This is a genomic window from Mycoplasma collis ATCC 35278, assembly GCF_000701825.1.
GTDB lineage: Bacteria > Bacillota_I > Bacilli_A > Mycoplasmatales > Metamycoplasmataceae > Mesomycoplasma_A > Mesomycoplasma_A collis.
In genome coordinates this window covers 57,118-76,552 of sequence record NZ_JNJY01000002.1, presented here as the reverse complement: position 1 = coordinate 76,552, position 19,435 = coordinate 57,118, and the positions used below count along the sequence as shown (strand labels likewise).

At 23.3% G+C, this 19,435-nt stretch carries 14 protein-coding genes and 2 tRNA genes; 14 read left to right on the top strand and 2 right to left on the bottom strand.

Annotated features, from left to right (window positions below):
* Window positions 1-17: 17 nt before the first annotated feature.
* Window positions 18-1,535, top strand: a complete 1,518-nt coding sequence (locus tag T403_RS0100960) for a phospholipase D-like domain-containing protein (protein ID WP_033160945.1) — start codon at window positions 18-20, stop codon at window positions 1,533-1,535.
* Window positions 1,536-1,631: 96 nt separating this feature from the next.
* Window positions 1,632-1,901 carry an HPr family phosphocarrier protein gene (locus tag T403_RS0100955; protein ID WP_033160944.1) on the top strand — a complete coding sequence of 90 codons (270 nt, stop codon included), beginning with the start codon at window positions 1,632-1,634 and terminating at the stop codon, window positions 1,899-1,901.
* A 61-nt stretch (window positions 1,902-1,962) separates the two neighbouring features.
* On the opposite strand, the gene T403_RS0100950 is transcribed toward T403_RS0100955, so the two are convergent.
* Window positions 1,963-3,183 (bottom strand): phosphoglycerate kinase, encoded by a 1,221-nt coding sequence (locus T403_RS0100950; RefSeq protein ID WP_033160943.1) that lies wholly within the window; start codon window positions 3,181-3,183, stop codon window positions 1,963-1,965.
* A 283-nt stretch (window positions 3,184-3,466) separates the two neighbouring features.
* Here T403_RS0100950 and T403_RS0100945 point away from each other — a divergent pair, with 283 nt between their 5' ends.
* Window positions 3,467-5,320 (top strand): hypothetical protein, encoded by a 1,854-nt coding sequence (locus T403_RS0100945; protein WP_033160942.1) that lies wholly within the window; start codon window positions 3,467-3,469, stop codon window positions 5,318-5,320.
* Window positions 5,321-5,364: 44 nt separating this feature from the next.
* Here the strand turns inward: T403_RS0100945 and pepF are convergent, their stop codons facing one another.
* The gene (gene pepF, locus T403_RS0100940; protein ID WP_033160941.1) at window positions 5,365-7,197 is read right to left on the bottom strand and encodes an oligoendopeptidase F; all 1,833 of its coding nucleotides are present in this window, start codon (window positions 7,195-7,197) and stop codon (window positions 5,365-5,367) included.
* A gap of 189 nt (window positions 7,198-7,386) precedes the next feature.
* Between pepF and T403_RS0100935 the strand changes: the two genes are divergently transcribed.
* The 11 genes from T403_RS0100935 to T403_RS0100885 all read left to right on the top strand — a co-directional run bounded on the left by T403_RS0100935 (window position 7,387) and on the right by T403_RS0100885 (window position 19,327).
* Window positions 7,387-10,284, top strand: a complete 2,898-nt coding sequence (locus T403_RS0100935) for a GH32 C-terminal domain-containing protein (RefSeq protein ID WP_033160940.1) — start codon at window positions 7,387-7,389, stop codon at window positions 10,282-10,284.
* 81 nt (window positions 10,285-10,365) lie between these two features.
* On the top strand, window positions 10,366-11,361 hold the full coding sequence (locus T403_RS0100930; protein ID WP_033160939.1) for an NAD(P)H-dependent glycerol-3-phosphate dehydrogenase: 996 nt from the start codon (window positions 10,366-10,368) through the stop codon (window positions 11,359-11,361).
* Window position 11,362: 1 nt separating this feature from the next.
* Window positions 11,363-11,794 carry an SsrA-binding protein gene (gene smpB, locus T403_RS0100925; RefSeq protein WP_033160938.1) on the top strand — a complete coding sequence of 144 codons (432 nt, stop codon included), beginning with the start codon at window positions 11,363-11,365 and terminating at the stop codon, window positions 11,792-11,794.
* Window positions 11,795-11,808: 14 nt separating this feature from the next.
* Window positions 11,809-12,150, top strand: coding sequence for a YigZ family protein (locus T403_RS0100920; RefSeq protein WP_051619028.1), 342 nt, complete (start codon window positions 11,809-11,811; stop codon window positions 12,148-12,150).
* Window positions 12,151-12,199: 49 nt separating this feature from the next.
* A complete protein-coding gene (locus T403_RS0100915) occupies window positions 12,200-13,003 on the top strand; it encodes an energy-coupling factor transporter ATPase (RefSeq protein ID WP_033160936.1) in 804 nt (267 codons plus the stop codon).
* On the top strand, window positions 12,994-13,899 hold the full coding sequence (locus T403_RS0100910) for an ATP-binding cassette domain-containing protein (RefSeq protein ID WP_033160935.1): 906 nt from the start codon (window positions 12,994-12,996) through the stop codon (window positions 13,897-13,899). The genes T403_RS0100915 and T403_RS0100910 overlap by 10 nt, the downstream gene beginning before the upstream one ends.
* Window positions 13,899-14,840 (top strand): energy-coupling factor transporter transmembrane component T family protein, encoded by a 942-nt coding sequence (locus T403_RS0100905; protein ID WP_033160934.1) that lies wholly within the window; start codon window positions 13,899-13,901, stop codon window positions 14,838-14,840. Before T403_RS0100910 ends, T403_RS0100905 begins: the two co-directional genes overlap by 1 nt.
* A gap of 2 nt (window positions 14,841-14,842) precedes the next feature.
* Window positions 14,843-16,837 carry an NAD-dependent DNA ligase LigA gene (gene ligA, locus T403_RS0100900; protein WP_033160933.1) on the top strand — a complete coding sequence of 665 codons (1,995 nt, stop codon included), beginning with the start codon at window positions 14,843-14,845 and terminating at the stop codon, window positions 16,835-16,837.
* A 69-nt stretch (window positions 16,838-16,906) separates the two neighbouring features.
* Window positions 16,907-16,990 (top strand) — tRNA-Tyr (locus tag T403_RS0100895).
* 3 nt (window positions 16,991-16,993) lie between these two features.
* A tRNA-Gln gene (locus tag T403_RS0100890) sits at window positions 16,994-17,068 on the top strand.
* Between the two features lie 135 nt (window positions 17,069-17,203).
* The gene (locus T403_RS0100885; RefSeq protein ID WP_051619027.1) at window positions 17,204-19,327 is read left to right on the top strand and encodes an ATP-dependent Clp protease ATP-binding subunit; all 2,124 of its coding nucleotides are present in this window, start codon (window positions 17,204-17,206) and stop codon (window positions 19,325-19,327) included.
* Window positions 19,328-19,435 lie beyond the last annotated feature (108 nt).

Genomic DNA, 19,435 nt, shown 5'->3' with positions numbered 1-19,435 from the left:
TGCTATAATTTTACCAAATGATTAAAAATAAATATTTTTATAAAATTTTTAATGCTTTTTTTTTGCTATTTTTAGCATCTATTTTTTCTGTTATGGGTTATTTATGTTATAGAGTAATTAAAAACTCTGCAAACATAGAAATTATAATAACTTTTATTATTTTTTATATTTTAAATATTTTATCAATAATTTATCTTTTAAATCAAGAAAGACATATTGATGCTAAAATATCTTGAATTCTTTTTATTATTTTTTTCCCTTTTTTAGGTCAAAGTTTGTATGTTATTTTTGGAAGAAAATATAAAAAACGAATTTCTCAAATTCAATATTGACAACAGAAAAAAAACTTTACTAATTATAAATATGAAAATGAAAATAAAAAATTTTTAGATAGAAAATTATTTTTTGATCAAGTCGATTCTATTTTTGGAAATAGCCCAAAAAACTTTGATTTTGATTTCTTTTTTAATGGCTTTGATTTTTACGAAAAAATGTTTGATGATATTGAAAAAGCTAAAAAAAGTATTTATATAGAAATATTTATTGTTAAAAAAAGCTTTATTTGACAAAGATTGAAAGATTTATTAATAAAAAAAGCTTCTGAAGGAATTGATGTTAATCTTATTTTAGATGGTTTAGGATCGTATGGAGTTTTAAAAAAAGATAAAAAATTATTACTAAATTCAAATATAAAAATTATTACTTATAATAAATTAAAATTTCCATTTATTTCAGCTAGAAGTTTTTATCGTATTCATAAAAAAATCTTCATCATCGATTCGGAAATTGCTTATATTGGCGGAAATAATATAGCTGATGAATACTCTAACTTTAGTGCATATTATGGGATCTGATTTGATACCAATTTAAGATTAACTGGACCGCTTGTTGAAGATATAACTAACGCATTTATAGATGATTGAAACTTATGAAATAAAAATCCTCAAGAAAAAATAAAAAAAAATAAACTTCAAGTTACTAAACATAGTTATGACAATTTAGGGGCATTATTCCAAGGTGGACCTAATATTGATATCTCATTATTAGAATCACATTTAATTCAACTTATTTATAGCGCTAAAAAAGAAATTAAAATTTTTAGCCCTTATTTTATTCCGACAGAAAGAATTTTTATCGCCCTTAAAGAAGTATTAATTTCTAATAAAAAAGTGCAAATTTATGTTCCAGGTAAATTTGATAAAAATTATGTTAAACCTTTTACACTTCACTATTGTTTAGAATTACAAAAATTAGGCGCTGAAATTTATATTTATAAAAATTCATTTGCCCATAGTAAAACATTAATAATTGATGAAATGATTGGTTATATTGGAACTATGAATCTCGATATAAGAAGTTTATATTCACAATATGAAATTAATGTTTTAATCACTGGGAAAGTGATTGAAAAATATTTAAAACACATTAATTATTTAAAAGAAATTAATGTTGTAGTACCTTTTTTCAAGCAAAGAGGACAAAAAAAACGAAAATTAAACAAAATTTTTGTTTGAATATTCAAACCTCTACTTTAGTTAAAAAACTAAGTATTTTGTTAAATATGGTAAAATACTTTATAATATTTTTATTATAATTTAGGTTATAGAAAGAAAATAAACAAAAGGAGAAAAATGCTTTCATTTACTGTAACAATTATAGATCCATTAGGTTTACATGCTAGACCAGCATCTAAAATTGCACAAATTTCATCTAAATTTTCATCTGATATTAAAATTATTAATTTAACAAAACCAGGAACAGCTAATGCTAAATCAATTATGAATATTATGTCATTAGGTGTAAAAACTGGTAGTCAAATTACTATTGAAATTTCTGGTGATGATGAACAACAAGCGCTTGATGCTATAAAAGCTTCGATGATTGAAAATAATCTAATTTAAATCAAAAAAAATAAAATAAAAAATGTAACAGATTGTTACATTTTTTTTAATTTCTTTTTAATTAACTTTTATCATGAATAGCATTAATTCCAGGTAAAATTTTTCCTTCTAAAAATTCAATAGAAGCACCACCACCTGTAGAAATGTGGTTAAATGCATTTTCATAACCTAATTTTTCAACAGCAGCAATAGAATCGCCACCACCAACTAATTTATATCCACCTCTTATATTTGAAATTGCTTTAGCAATTTCTTCTGTTCCATGTTTAAAATTATCTAATTCAGTAATTCCTAATGGTCCATTTCATAAAATAGTTTTCGCTCTTTTTAATTCTTCTTTAAATAATGCGATTGTATATTTACCAATATCCATTCCCATTTCATGAATTTTAATATCAAAAGGTCTATTGCTTCCATTTTCAACTCTTGGCTGATTTTTAAATCCAACACCAACTGCATTATCAACTGGTAAAATTAATTTTTTACCATATTTATTTAATAGTTCTTTTGCTAAATCTACTTTGGATAAATCTAATAATGAATCACCAACATCAAAACCTAAAGCATGTCTAAAGGTAAATGCCATCCCTCCACCAACTAAAACCTTATCAGCTTTTTCTAATAAGCTTGAAATGATATTAATTTTATCTGAAATTTTTGCACCACCTATTATTGCTACAAAAGGTCTTTGAGGATTAAATAAAACTTTACTTAATGCCTTAATTTCTTTTTCCATTAAATAACCCATAGCTGCAATTGAAATATTATTAGAAATACCAACATTAGATGCATGTGATCTATGAGCTGTACCAAAAGCATCGTTAATGAAAACATCTCCAAGTGAAGCTCAATATCTTGCTAATTCTTCATTATTTTTTGATTCAGCTTTATCATTTAAATCTTCAAATCTTGTATTTTCAACTAATAAAACATCACCATTGTTCATTTGTGCAATTTTTTCTTCTAATTCTTGTCCTCTTGTTTGATTTACAAAAATAACATTTTGATTTAATAACTTGCTTAATTCTTCAGAAACAGGCGCTAATGTTTTAGTTAATTTATCTTTTTCACTTTTTACTCTTCCTAAGTGTGAAAAAATAATTGCTTTACCATTAGAATCGATAACTTTTTTAATAGTTTTTAATGAAGCTTCTATTCTTTTTGTAGAAGTTATTTTACCTTCTATAATTGGCACATTAAAATCAACTCTAATCAAAACTTTTTTACCTTCAAGTTGTAAATCATCGATTTTAAATTTTTTATTTAACTGATTTAATTCCATTTTTTCCTTTCGTTAATTTTATTAAATTCAATTTTAATTTAAAATAAATTATATTTAATTTTATAACATAATTTTAAATTAATTAATTTTTATTTAAAAAGTTCTTTATTTTTACAAAAAAAATGTATAATAAAAAGTATTATTTATTTAAAAAAATAGTGTAAAATTAAATTATTGCTTTTGCAATTCAAAAATATTAAGCAAAAAAGAAAAATTTTTTTATTTTTTGTAAAATTTTTTTATTTTCTGAGCTATAAAAAATAGGAGCAAAATAGGAGTAAATATGATAACAAAGTTTTATTGTATAAAAAAAGTAGATAAAATCACTGGTGAAACCAAATATAGCTTTAAAAGAGAAAAAGAAGAAGCTGTTTTATTTTTTAATTCTTGAAATGAAGCAATTGAGCATTTAAAATCTTTAAGAATAGATGCAACAATGTGATTGAGAGATAAAAAACGTTATATTGGTACAGTTAAAACAAGAGTTAATGAATTAGGGATGGTTGAAGAAAAAATCGAATACCATAATAAAAATGAAGAGGTTAGTTCTGAGGCTGTTGAAGAACCAGTTTTAGACATAATCGAAACTCTTCCAAAGTTTCCTAATTTAACTCCTGATGATAATGAAGATAAAACTAGCGAATTTGCTTTAAAAACTTCTACATTTAATATTGATGATGTTCAAGCTATTAAAGAAGAAATTATCGCAAGAAGAGCAACAAGAGAGTTTGTTATTGAAGAAGGTTATGTTGCCGATCTTGATGAAATAGATATTCATCATAAAAATTTAGATGATACATGTGAATTGTGTATAGGTGATACCTCTGTTTATCATTTAACTGATACTCATATGCACAAATACAACATTCTCGATAATGATGAAGCAATTGATGAAGTTGTAGAAGAAATTATTGAAGAGCCAACATATATTTATGATGAAGTTGTAAAAGATGATTATATCGAAATAGAAGAACCAATTGAAGAGCCTCTTGAAGAATGTCAAGATTGTAAATTAATTGATTATCAAAATAGTTTAATTGACAATGTTATTCCTTGTGAGGGATGTATTATAGCTGAAGATCTTCCTGAAGATGAAGAAATATTATATGTTGAACCAGAACAAGAAGTTGAAGATGTTTACGATATTGCTGATGATATTATTTCCGGAAAATTACCTGAATATGAACCAATTCATGAAATGGAAGATTGTCAAAGATGTAATGAATTATGAACTAATGATGAAGTACCCCTTGATACACAAGGATTATATGATTGAGAATATAGTGAAAATTATTTAACAGATTCAGAAAATAATAATTGACAAGATGCTTTAGGTCAACAAATGACTTGTCACGATCTAAATAATTGTTTAAATATGGATGATGAAATCGCTAACTTAAATAAAGAAATTAGTGCAATTGAAGTTCATGATCATAATAATTTATGTGAAGAGTGTCAAAAAGACTCACAGCCTATTGCAGAAGAACATATTAATCATGTTGAATGAGATGAACATGAATTGTGATGTAAAGAATGTAAAATTATTGATGCTGATATAGCATTATGAGAATACAATTCTAGAAAACAAAGAGTAATGGATGAATCACCTGTATTATTAATTGAAGAGAAATTATGTGATTTATGTCCAACTGATTGAGATATTGATAAAGATCCATCAATTATCGATGTATACAAAGATGATATACTAGATGAAAAAGAATTAGTTGTCGATTCTTCTAAAGATGAATTAGTTGTTTCAGGAAAAGTATTAGCTTACAATCAAAAAGAAAGAATTATTGATGATGGTAATTTAATGCTTTGAAACAGAGTTACAAATGAATATATTCCTGTAGAAGTTATTGATTTAAGTGACTTAAATGCTAGAGATAATTTACATGTTCAAATGGCGGATCAAATTAACATTATCAATAGAGATTGTGTTGAAGTTGTTCCAGGAACAAATGCTTCTGGTTTAGATGATGAAAATGTTGTTTATGATGAAATTATAGAAACCAAAAGAAACTTAATTGAAACAATTTGAACTAGAACCAATTTAGTATTATGATTTGTTCTATGAGGATTTGTAGCTGTATTAATCTTATTATTCATAATATTTATTATCTTATTATTTGTTTAATGAAAAAATAAAAACACCAAACGGTGTTTTTTTTTAATATTTTTTTATTTTTTAATTTTAAAAATTTTATTACCTAAAATTTCAAATTCTTTTATTTTTTCAGCAAAAAGATCGAATGCTAATTGGAAAACAGATTTTTTTTCTAAATCAATTCCTGCATCTTTTAAAATCTCAAGTGGCCATTTACTTCCGCCAGCAGATAAAAATTTATTGATATAATTAGCTAACTCACCTTTTCCATTTTCTTTATATTTCTTAAAGAAAATATTAGCTACTATATAACCAAAAGCATATTTATAAACATAAAAATCATAGTAAAAATGCGGAACAGTTACACCTAAAACATTTTCAAGATTGCCAATTTTAACTTTTTTAGGGTCGCTTGCATATTCTTTATAAACTTTTACATAAATTTCTTCAAGGGCTTGATATGAATTGATTGGTAAATTTTGATCTAATGCTTTATAAACTTCAAATTCATAATTAGATCAAAAAGTTTGTTTAATAACAGTGTTATAAAAATCATCAATTGATTTTTTAATTAAATCAAATTTTAAATAATCATTATCACTTTGTTTAGAAATATGATCTAAAAGCATTAATTCATTAAAAATAGAAGCAATTTCAGCTAATATTATTGGATAACTAGATAATTCATAAGGTTGATTTTCATCACTGTATCATGAATGCATTGAGTGACCGAATTCATGAGCTAATGTTGATACAGCTCCATAAGTATTATCAAAATTCATTAATATAAATTTTTTATCCAGGCCATAACTAGAGCCAATTGAATATGCGCCTCCTCTTTTGTTAGGAACGTGATAATAATCTACCCATCTTTCAGTTAATGCTTTTTTAACCTTATTATAATAAGTTTCACCTAAAGGTTTTATTGATTCTAAAAATAGCTCTTGTGCTTGTTCTACTTCATAGTTTTGTTGCACTTTTACTAAAGGTAATCTAGTATTTCAAGGTTTAAATTCTTTTTTATATTTTAATTTAAAAAACTTAGTATTTAATTTAAAATATTTTCTATAAACATTAATATTTTTTTTAGTTGTTGAATATAAATTTTCTAACATTTCAATACTAATACGATCTTCAAATAATTTTGATTCTACTAAAGAATTGAAATTTCGATTTTTAGCTTGATTTGAATCAAATTTTAAATGTTGAATTAATAATGAAGCAAAAGATGATTTGTGTTCTAAATAGGCATTTAAATAATTTTTATAAGCTTGTTTTCGAATATTTTCATCTTTATTTAATAAATATTGTCTATAGTTACTTGGGTTTAATTTGTATTTTTTACCTTTTGAATCAACTATATCTTTAAATTTAGTTTCACTATTGTATAAAATAGAAAAAGTTTCATCCAAAGCAATTTTTCCTTGTTTTGAATTAACAATAAATTTTTCAATTTCATCACTAAGTTTATATTTATGTCTTTCAATTAAATCATCGATGTGTTTTTTGTAAATTGCAACTTTCGAATCTTCTTTTCAACTTAAAATTTTATCAATATTTTTGAAAAATAAATTAATTTCTGAACCCATTTTTTGCTCAAAATCATTTACTTTATTCATAAAAATTGCATAATGTTTATTATTTATATCATCAATAATATTCACTGATTTTTTATTTGATAAATAATTATAAACTTTATTAAAGTAAATACCAAATTCACGATATTTATTTTTATATTCAATATACTTGTCGACTGAATCGAATTGTTGATCTTTATTTTCAATTAAAAAATTTGTATATTTTTCAAAGTCATTTATTAACTTTTCAATAGTTTGATTTTCTAATAATGATTCTAAATCAAAACGATATTTTTTCGGAATTTGATTATAACTATTAAATTTTTTCATTTTTCCTTTCTTTTTTATAATAATTTTCTATTTATTATAATTTATTAATTAATAAAAAAAATAAAATGAAAATATATTTTAAAAATAATCTTAAATTTGTTAAAAAAATTACTTTTTTTTTAAAATAAAGTATAATTTAAACATTATATTTTTACTACATTAAAAAATAATCTTAAAGGACGATAATTTATGCTATTTAAATTTAGAAAAAAACACAAAAAAGACATAGAGATTAAAGAGCTTCTAGAAGAAAACACAATTAATCAAACTGAAGATAATGTTGCGAATTTAAAACAATGACACGATAGAAAAGAAAGTAATTTTTTTAACAATAAATTACATCTTTCAGCATTCTCAGGAATAATGAGTCTTCCAAGCAACCTAATTAAAAATGATGATAATTTTAATATTTCATATGAATCAAATAAATATTATGGAACAACTAAAATAAATGAAATTTCTTCATTTATCACAAAAGATTTTTTAAATTATAAAGATATTGGTATTACTAATGATTCTACTCTTTACGAAGAAAAAGATTCAATTCTAGCTGGTAGCGATTTATTTTATAATGATAAGTTTTATAGATATTATACTGGTTTTGTTGCTAGTGATGTTGAATTCGATCCTGAAAATACAATGACTTATACAATTGTCGCTGAATTCGATCCTAATACTTCTGAAATTAAAAAAGAAACTAAAAAAGTTTTATTTAAAATGGATCGTTATAAACAAACTCCAGTTTCAAGGAATCCAAAATGTTATTACATAAATGGAGAATTTTACATTATTTTAGGAGTTCAAAATTACAATTCTCAAGCAGGATTAGCTGTTTATAAATCAACTTACCCAGATCGTGATTTTGAATATATTGGTGAAATTGATTTTGGTGACAGCCTTTTATTTTGAGAATCTTATTTCTTTGTATCTCCAATTTATTTTAAATTAGAAGATAAAGATGTATTTTTATTATCAACTGTTGCAGAAAATAATTCTAAAGATAATAAAAACGCAAATCTTAATTCATCATATTTTGTAATTGGTGAATTTAACCTCCAAAAACTTAGATTTAATGTTGAAAAAATTCAAAAAGTTGATGATGGCTTTGATTTTTATGGAAGCAGAATTTTTGAAAATAATTCTGAACTTATTATGCTTTCATTAATTTCAAACACTAATGCAAGCGATAATGTAGCTATTGAAAATGGATGAATGAATAATTTATCATTACCAAGAGTTTTAAGTTTTAAAGATAATACTATTTTACAAAAAGTACATCCAAATATTTATTCATTAAGAAAGATTTATAATCCAATTGAAAATGAAATGGTTTTTGAAAATAGACTTCAAAACATTATAATCAATAACTTTAATGAAAAATATGAAGAAAAAGATTTTGAATTAGAATTTTACAATGATCAAGGTGATAAATTTATAATTAAATGGGAAAAAGGTGAATTTATTCTTGATAAATCAAAATCTTCATTTAATATTGGAAATGAATTTGGAACTAAATGAACTAAAAAAATATCAAGAATTCACTTTTTAGAAATTTTTCTAGATAATTCTATTATTGAAATTTTCGTAAATCACGGTGAATATACTTTTACTTCTAAATATTATATTTCAGGATTATTAAAAGCAAGATTTACAAACCTTAAAGGTGGAGCAGCATTTGAATTAAATCCTATTAATGTAAAATGAAGAAAAAATAAAACTGCTTTAGTTTCTGGTGAAATTATTGTAAATGATGAGCTAAAAGCTATTGGAAGCACATATAATGTTGTTGAAAGATTAGCAACTGTTAAAAATAATAATGTTAAATTATTAACTACAATTGGAAAAAATGAAAAATCAGAAACTATTTTAAATAAATTAAATGATTTAAATGTTAGTCCATTTTACTTATCAACTAATGATGATAAAAGACACTCATGATATGATTTTGTTTTAGATAGTGATAAAACAGTTGTTAATTTAGAATATATGGAAAATATTAATTTTGATGCTTTTGTTTTAGCTTCTTCAGAATCATTATTAAGTAGCGAATCACAAGCAAAATATTTAGAATTAATTGAATTAGCTAAATTAAGAAATAAACCATTTATTTATAGACCAAATTTAAATTCATATGTTTTAAGAAATTTAGTAAATAGCACTAAAGAGTCAGTTTTATATCCGAATGTAAAAGAAGTGATGGATAAAAGTTGAGTTACTATTTTAGATGAAAGCGAATTATTAACTTTAACAGAAACAAATGAATTAAAAGATGCTATTCAAAAAACATTAGACAATCCTATCGCTAAAAATACTGTTGTTGTAACAGAAAATAAAGTTTATTTATTAACAGAAAATAATTTTTATAACAAAAAAGAATTTGAATATCCTTTAGATTCATTTACAAGAGAAAGATTAATAGATCGTTCTACAGGATTGCTTGTTCATAAAATTATGAGAGCTAAAAAAGAACAAATGAACAGAGTTGGTTTATGAAAATGAATTAATGAATCTTTTGTTTATGTAGCGCATTGTGTAAAATTTATTAACAAAAATAAAGAATTAGAATATTTTAAACATGAACATGAAAATCTTTTATTAACAAAAGAAGAATATGATGTTTTTGAAACAAAAGAAGTTATTGAACAAGAACCAATGTTACAAGAACTAATTGTTGAAGAACCAGTTATTGTTGATGATATTATTGAAGAAGAAATTATTGTAGATAGTGTTGTTGAAGATAATGTTGAAGTAATTGAACAAGAACCTTTATTTGTTGAACATGAAAATGAAGAACAAGAAATTTATTTTGATAATAATGAACCAATAAATGAACTAATACAAGAAGATCTCGCTGAAGAAGTTGAAGATTATTTTGATATTGAAAATAACGATATTGTAGCCAATGAAAATGTTGATAATAATGAACAATTAATTGTTTATGATACATTTGAAAATGAAGAGCCAGAAATGGCCTCTATCATTGATGAAATACATGAAGAACATGAAGATTGTCATTTTTATGTTAATTTAGAAGATTTAGAAAATCACAATATTGATTGCGATTGTGAAAAACAAGATAATAATTAAGAAAAAAATAATTCTTTTTTTATATTTTTACATATAAAAAGAATTATTTTTTATTTATTAAAAAATTATTAAAGGAGAATAATGAATAACAAATTTACAATTATAGGTTCAGGAGCTATGGCTAGTGCTATGGCGAAAGTTATTTATGATTCTGGTTTTGAAAATATAATTATCTATGGAATTGATCAAAATGAATTATCAGATTTATCACAAGGAAAAAACTTAAAATATTTTCCTGAAAATATAAAATTTCCAAATTTTAAAACTACAACAGATTTAGAATTAGCACTAGATCAAAGTGATTACATCGTTATTGCACTACCTTCTAAAATAGTTGATAAAGTTCATAAAACCATTTTAGATAAATTAAATTCAAAAGTAATAATTATTAATTGTTCAAAAGGTTTTTATCCAAATTCGCATTATTCTTTACAAAAAGGTTTAAAATTAGCGGCAAAAAACAATGATAATATTATTTCTGTAGTTTCTTTATTAGGTCCTTCACATGCAGAAGAAATAGTTAATGAACAATTAACTGTAGTTGCTTTGGTTAGCGATGATTTAGAGCAAAGTAAAAAAATTCAACCTTTTTTTAATAATAAATATTTTAAAACTTATTTACAAAAAGATGAAATAGGTGCAGAAATTGGAAGTGTTTATAAAAATATTTTAGCTATTGCATCAGGAATGATGAATGCTTTAGGTTATGGAATTAATACAATAGCAGCACTTTTAACTAGAGGTTTTAGTGAGGCTAAAATTGTAAATACTTTTTTAGGTGGTGACAATCAAACATTATTAGGACTTACTGGGATGGGTGATTTAATTGTTACAGCTCTAAGTGATTTATCACGTAACTATACATTTGGTTATAAATTTGTAAGTGAAAATTTACAATTAAAAGATAATAAAATGACTGTAGAAGGCTTAGAGGGAATTTTAGCTATTAAATCATTAGCTGAAAAACATAATTTAAGTCTTCCGATTGTTTTTGGATTATATGAAATTATTTATAATAATCATCCGATTTCCAAAATGATAGAAAAAATCTGAAATAGATTTCTTAAGGAAGAATAAAATGTCATTAATAATCGCTAAAAATAAAATAGCTAATTTTCAATATGAAGTTTATGAAAAACATGAAGTTGGAATTGTTTTATTAGGCTGAGAAGTTAAATCAATTAGAGCTAGAAAAATAAATTTAAAAAATTCATTTGCAAGTTTTAAAAAAAACGAATTATTTTTAAATAATTGCCATATTTCTTTATATATGAGTGTTAAAGGTGAAGAAACTAGAACTCGTAAATTGTTAATGCATAAAAATCAATTATTAAGAATAATGCAAAAACAAAAATTACAAAATTATGTTTTAATTCCTTTAGATGTTTATTTCAATAATAAAAATAAAATAAAATTAACACTAGCACTTGCAAAAACTAAAACTAAAGTTGATAAAAGGGAAACTGAGAAAAAAAATCAAGTAAAAAAAGAAATTAAAAAATATATTTAATTAACTTAAATAAAATGGAAACAATTATTTTTACAATTAATAAATCAAAGTTTTTACCTTATTTTTTTAATATTAAATCAAAAGATGAATTAACTAAAAATTTAATAGAATTAAAAACCGTTCATAAAAAAGCAAAACATATTTGTTATGCATATATTATTGATGAAAAAAATAAAGGTTTTTTTGATGATAAAGAACCTAAAGGGACAGCTGGAATGCCTTTATTAAAATTATTAGAAATGAAAAAAATAACTAATGGTTTAATTGTAGTTGTAAGATATTTTGGTGGAATAAAGTTAGGAGCAGGTAAATTACTTAGATCATATGTTAAAGCAGCTAATTTAATTTTAAATTAGTTAATTATTAGCTAATTAAAAAAATAAAATAATGTATAATTTTTAAATTATGATTAAACTTCAAAATGTTTCATTTTCTTATAGCAGTTCTCCAGATGGAAAATTAGCACTAGATAATATAAATTTAAACTTTCCTGAAGGTAAATATATTGCTATTTTAGGCCACAATGGCTCTGGAAAATCAACTTTATCTAAAATTTTAACAGGGATATATAAACCATTAAAAGGTGAAGTTTATATTGCTGGAATTTTAATTACTAAAAAAACACTTTCTGAAATTAGAAAATATATTGGAATAATTTTTCAAAACCCAGATAATCAATTTGTAGGAGCGACCGTTGAAGATGATATTGCTTTTGGATTAGAAAATAGATCGGTTGAACCTGCTAAAATGAAAGAAATTATTCATAAATTAGCAAAAAAAATTGATATGTTTGAACATTTAGAGCGTGAACCTCAAAATCTTTCAGGAGGTATGAAGCAAAGAGTTGCCATTGCTTCTATTCTTGCTTTAGATCCTAAAATTATTATTTTTGATGAAGTAACTTCTATGTTAGATCCTAAAGGTAAAAGCGATGTTTTGAAAATTATCAATGAAATAAAACAAACAAGGGAAAAAACTTTGATTTCAATTACCCATAATATGGATGAAGCTATTTTAGCTGATGAGCTTATTGTAATGGCTAAAGGAAAAGTTTTAGCTCAGGGCTCACCAAAAGAAATTTTAAAAAACAAAGAAATTATTAAAATTGCAAAAATAGATTCACCTTTTATTTATAAATTATCATCAATGATTGAAGGAATTGAACCTACATATAATGAACAGGAGTTAATTGATGCTATATGCAAATAAAAGTATATGATTTAGTTAAAATATATGATAGAGATTTACCAAGTAAATTTAACGCGTTAGATAATGTTTCAACTGTTATTTCGCAAGGGGAATTTATTTCAATAATTGGTCAAACTGGTAGTGGTAAAACTACTTTTATTGAGCATATGAATGGTTTAATTATTCCTGATTTTGGCCATATTGAATTTGTTTACTCAAGTTTTAATAAAAAACTTAATAAAAATGTTGAAAATTATTTAAAAATAAAAAAAAAATTATTTTTTCAAAGAAAAATTAAAAAAATAAAAGAAATAAGAAAAAGAGTTGGTGTTGTATTTCAATTTGCTGAATATCAACTTTTTGAACAAACTATTGAAAAAGATATAATTTTCGGCGCACTATCAATGGGTGTTCCAAAAGCTGAAGCAAAAGAAAGAGCTAAAAAAGTAATTAAACAAGTAGGATTGGATGAAAGTTTTTTAGAACAATCACCTTTTGATTTATCTGGAGGCCAAAAAAGAAGAATAGCTATAGCAGGGATTTTAGCCATGGATCCTGATATCATTTTTTTTGACGAGCCAACTGCTGGACTTGATCCTGCTGGAATTGATGAGACGCTTGAAATTTTTGATAATTTACACAAACAAGGTAAAACAATTGTAATAGCAACACATGATCTTGATAATGCTCTTAGTTGAACAAAAAGAACATTAGTTTTTAAAAAAGGTAAAATTATTAAAGATGATGAAACTTATAATGTTTTAAGTGATAATCAGTTTTTAAAAGAAAATAGAATGGAACCTACAAAACTCTTATCCTTTGTTGAAAAATTAAAAGAAAAAGGTTTAAAAGTTCCAAAAGTTACTAAGCAAAAAGAATTAGCGAATTGAATTAATAATTATAGAAAAGAGAAATAATGACTATATCTGTTGGAAAATATGTTAATAAAAATACATTTTTACATAAATTAGATGCAAGAGTTAAATTGTTATTTAACATTTTTTTTGTTGCATTTTTCTTTATTGTTAGCCACTTATTTACATTAAGTTTATTAGTTCTTCCAATAATAATTATTTATTTATTAGTAACAAAAAAACCTATTAGTTTATTAAAATTAATGAAAATCCCTTTATTTATTTTTATTTTTATGTCGATTTTTTATAGTTTTATAAATTATTCAATTGATTATTTAGGAGAAGATTATATAAATAATTTAAATCCATCATCTCAAGGATTTAATAATTTAGATAAAATAACAATTGCAAATTGACTTTCAACTAAAATAATTCAATTTGATAAAATTAATTTTAATTATAGAATCGGTGAATTTATTAAAGCATTTTCACTAGCTTTTAGAATTTATACAATGCTTATTATTACAACATTATTAATTTATACAACTAAACCAATTTTATTAACTAAAGCAATTGAAGATTTGATTTCGCCTTTAAAATTATTAAAAGTTAATACTTCAGTTATTGCAATGATTATTTCTATTGCTATTAGATTTATTCCTACTCTTTTATTAGAAACTAACAGAATTTTAAAAGCTCAAGCATCTAGAGGAGTAGATTTTAAAAATGGCAAAATAAAAGATAAAATTAAATCAATGGTATCATTAACCATTCCGCTTTTTGTTTTATCTTTTTCTAGAGCTGAAGATTTAGCTAATGCAATGGAAGTTAGAGGTTATATTCCATATGCAAAAAGAACAAGATATCGTAATTTAAAACTAAAATGATACGATATAATTTTCCTACTTTCTTTTATCGGTTTAATTGTTTTATTTTTCTTAATAGACTATAATGTTATATCACTTCCTGATTGATGATTATTATCTTCACAAAGGATAGTTTAATTATGAATGAAAAAGAAAAAAAGATTTATGAACAAATAAATAAATTAAGAACAGAAATTAATCATTACAATAGTTTATATTTTGAAAAAAGTCAATCTGATATTTCTGATTTTGAATATGATAAAAAACTTAAATTATTGGAAAAATTAGAACATAATTACTTTTATTTATTCACTCAAGAAGAAAATGAAAATTCGCCAACTCAAAAAGTAGCTCCATTAAATTTCAGTGTGTTTCAAAAATATAAACATAGTAAAAAAATGCTATCTCTTAATAAAGCATATTCATTTGAAGAATTGCAAAAATTTATAAATGATGCTATTTTAATTAATAATAATCAAAATGTAGAATTCTACTTAGAACCTAAAATTGATGGTTTATCTATTGCTATTTATTATAATGATGGTAAATTAGTTAAAGCGCTTACAAGAGGTAATGGAATTGAAGGTGAAGATGTTACTGAAAATGTTTTGAAAATGTCTTCAAATTTCATTAAACAAACTATTGATTATACTTTACCTTTAGAAATTAGAGGTGAAATTTTTTTATTTAAAAAAGATTTTAAAAAATTAAATTCTTTAGATAACAACCAAGAAAACAATTTTTCAAATCCTAGAAATGCAGCATCAGGAATTTTAAGAAGAAAAAAAGATTTAAATAATAATATTAGTTTTTTAAGTTCCTTTTTTTATCAAATAATCGATCCTGAAAAACATAATTTAAAAACTTACGAACAAGGAATTAAATTTTTAAAAAATTTAAATATTCCTACTATTGAATTAGGTAAAAAAATTGATAATTTAAATGATATTTTTAAACAAATTGAATATATAGAACAAGTTAAAAATAATCTTAATTTTCAAATTGACGGTTGCGTAATTAAAATTAATGATTTTAATTTATTTAATTTAAGTGGTCAAACTTCTAAGTTTCCAAAAGGAGCTATTGCCTATAAGTTTTACGATGAAATAGCAGTCACTAAATTATTAGATATTGAATATCAAATCGGAAGAACAGGTAAATTAGCGTACGTTGCTAAGTTAAAACCAGTATTATTAAATGGAACTAAAGTATCAAAAACTTATTTACATAACTATCAAAACATCCTTAATTTGAAAATAAATTTAAATGAAGAAGTTAAAATAAAAAAAGCTGGTGAAATTATTCCTCAAATTATTGAATCAGTTAAACATTTTGATAAATCAAATATTAAAATTTTAGAAAATTGTCCATTTTGTAATCAACCTTTAAAAAACACAGAAAAAGAACAGTTTTGTTTAAACTCAGATTGTCAAGCTATTATTTTAAGAAAAACATTACATTTTTTCTCTAAAGAAGCGATTAATATTGATACTTTAAGTTTAAAAACGATAGAAAATTTATATAAAAATAAAATTATTACTTCTATTTATGACATTTTTTTCTTAAAAGATAAATTAAAAGAACTGAATGATATAGGATTTAGAAATAAATCAAGTCAAAAACTTTTAAAAAGTATTGAAAATTGTAAAAACACAACTTTTGAGAAATTTATTTATGCTTTAGGAATAAAAAATATCGGTTTAAGAAATACCAAACTTTTAGTTGAAAAAGTAAAAACAATTGATGAATTTATAAATTATGATTATGATAAATTAATTAATGTTAAAAATATTGGTCCTATAATTGTTGAAGAAATAAAGAATTTTTTATCTATTCAAAATAACATTGAATTTTTAAATCAAATGAAAACAATTGATTTTAATTTTTCATCAGCTAATTTATTAGTTAGTGAAATTTTTAAAAATGAAATTTTCGTTATAACTGGAATTTTGACAAATCCAAGAAATTATTATAAAAGTATAATAGAAGCAAATGGTGGTCAAGTTAGCTCAAGTGTAAATGCTAGTACTACAATCCTTCTAACAGGTGAAAATCCTGGTTCCAAATTAGAAAAAGCAAAAAAATTAAATATAAAAATAATAAATGAAGAAGAATTTAATAAAAAATTAAATTAGAATTTATATTTATACAAAAAAATTTTTTGTTTTTAAAAAATAATGTATAATATAAAAGCATTTATTACTGGGGGGGTAGCGAAGCGGCCAAACGCGGGTGGCTGTAACCCACTTCCTAACGGTTCGGGGGTTCGAATCCCTCCCCCCCCACCATTTTGCCCCATGGCCAAGCGGTAAGGCAGCGGTTTTTGGTGCCGCGATGCGTTAGTTCGAATCTAACTGGGGCAGCCATATCATTTTTATATGTAACAAAAAGACAGAATTATTTCTGCTTTTTTTATTTTTTAATTTTTGGCACTCTATATGTTTAAGTGCTAAAAATATGTTATAATTAAAATGCAATAGATAAAAATAGCGAGGGGAAAAATGAATATTCAATTTAACGAAGAAAAAAATCCATTAGAACAATTTGGGAAAAATTTAACAAAATTAGCGGCGGAAAATAAATTAGATCCTGTAATTAATCGGGATGAGGAAATAAGAAGAATAATTACAATTTTATCTAGAAAAAATAAAAACAATCCAATTTTAGTAGGAGAACCAGGAGTAGGAAAAACTGCAATTGTTGAAGGACTTGCGCAAAAAATTATCCAAAAACAAGTACCAGAAAATTTAAAAAATAAACAAATATGAGAAATTAATCTTTCTTCGATAATTGCGGGAGCTTCATATTTTGGACAATTTGAAGAAAGATTAAAAAAATTATTGAAACAAGTAAAAGAATCGAATGGCGATATTTTAATTTTTATTGATGAAATTCATTTAGTTATAGGTTCAGGAAAAACAAATGATAGCTCAATGGATATTGCAAATATTTTAAAGCCGCTTATGGCAAGAGGGGAAATAAAATTAATAGGCGCAACCACACATGATGAATATAAAAAATATATTGAAAAAGATTCAGCACTTGAAAGAAGAATGCAAAAAATTAGTGTTAATGAACCAAGTATTGATGATACTATAACTATTTTAAGAGGATTAAAAGAAAGAATTGAAAATTTTCATGGTGTAAAAATTTTAGATGAAGCAATAGTAGCGGCTGCAAATTTATCTTCAAGATATATTAATGAAAGATTTTTACCTGATAAAGCAATTGATTTAATTGATGAAGCTTGTTCAAATATTAAAGTTGAAATGAATTATAAGCCTGAAATTTTAGAAAAATTACAACAACAATTAGCAAAACTAGAAATGGAAAGAATATCGCTTTCAAGTGAAAATATAATAGAAAATAAAAATAAAATTGAAAAAATTAGTTCAAAGATCACAAATTTAAAAGATGAAATTTTAAAAAATGAACAATTATTTAATACAAATAAAAATGCTAATGAAAAATTAGTTTCAATAAAAAGAGAAATAGATAATTTTAAAAATCTTTATAAGCAAAATTTAGATGCAGGAGATTATAAAAAAGCATCAGAAATTTTATATGACAAAATTCCTAAATTGGAAAAAGAAAGTTTAAATTTAGAAAAAATTTTAGCTACAAATAAAAATTTTTTAAATCAAAAAATTGATAGTGAACAAATAGCTAAAGTTGTTGCAAAATGAACTAAAATTCCCGTAACTAAATTAATAGAACAAGAAAAAAATAAAATATTAAATTTAAAACAAAACTTAGAAAATAAAATTAAAGGACAAGATCAAGCTATAAAATTAATTTATGATGCAATTTTAAGATCTAAAGCAAATATAAACGATCCTAACAAACCAATTGCATCATTTATATTCGCTGGACCAACTGGGGTTGGAAAAACAGAACTCGCTAAGACACTTGCTTATTATCTTTTTGATTCTGAAAACGATCTTATTAGACTTGATATGTCAGAATATATGGAAAAACATTCAGTTTCTAAGCTAATCGGCTCTCCTCCAGGTTATATAGGTTATGAACAAGGTGGACAATTAACTGAAAAAATTAGACAAAAACCGTATTCAATTATTTTATTTGATGAAATTGAAAAAGCTCATAAGGATGTTTTAAATATTTTATTACAAATATTAGATAATGGATTTTTAACAGATTCTAAAGCTAAAAAAGTTAATTTTAGAAATACAATTATCATTTTAACAACTAATGTTGCATCAGATAAAATTTTAAATAAACCTAATTTAAATCAAAATGATTTAAGAAATGAATTGTTAAAAGAGTTTAGACCTGAATTTTTAAATAGAGTGGATGAAATTATTAAATTTAATTCTTTAAATGATGATGCATTAAAAGAAATTATTGAGTTAGAATTAGTAAAATTAGCAAATAGAATTAAAATTCAAAAAAATATAATTTTAAATTGAGAAAAAGAAATTATTACTTTTGTTTTAAAAAGCAATGATTATAAAAATTTTGGAGCAAGGCCTTTTAAAAATTTTATAAAAAAAGAAATTGAAACATTTATAGCTGATAAAATAATTAAAGATTTAATTAAAAACAATGATAAGATTAAATTAGTTATTAAAAACAAAAAAATAGATTTTTTATACGAGAATTAAATCTCGTATTTTTTTTATAAATTTTTTAATCTATAAATCAATTTAAAATTATTTTTTTTTATTTTATTAATTATAAATTTTTATTTACTTAAATATTTTTCATTTTTT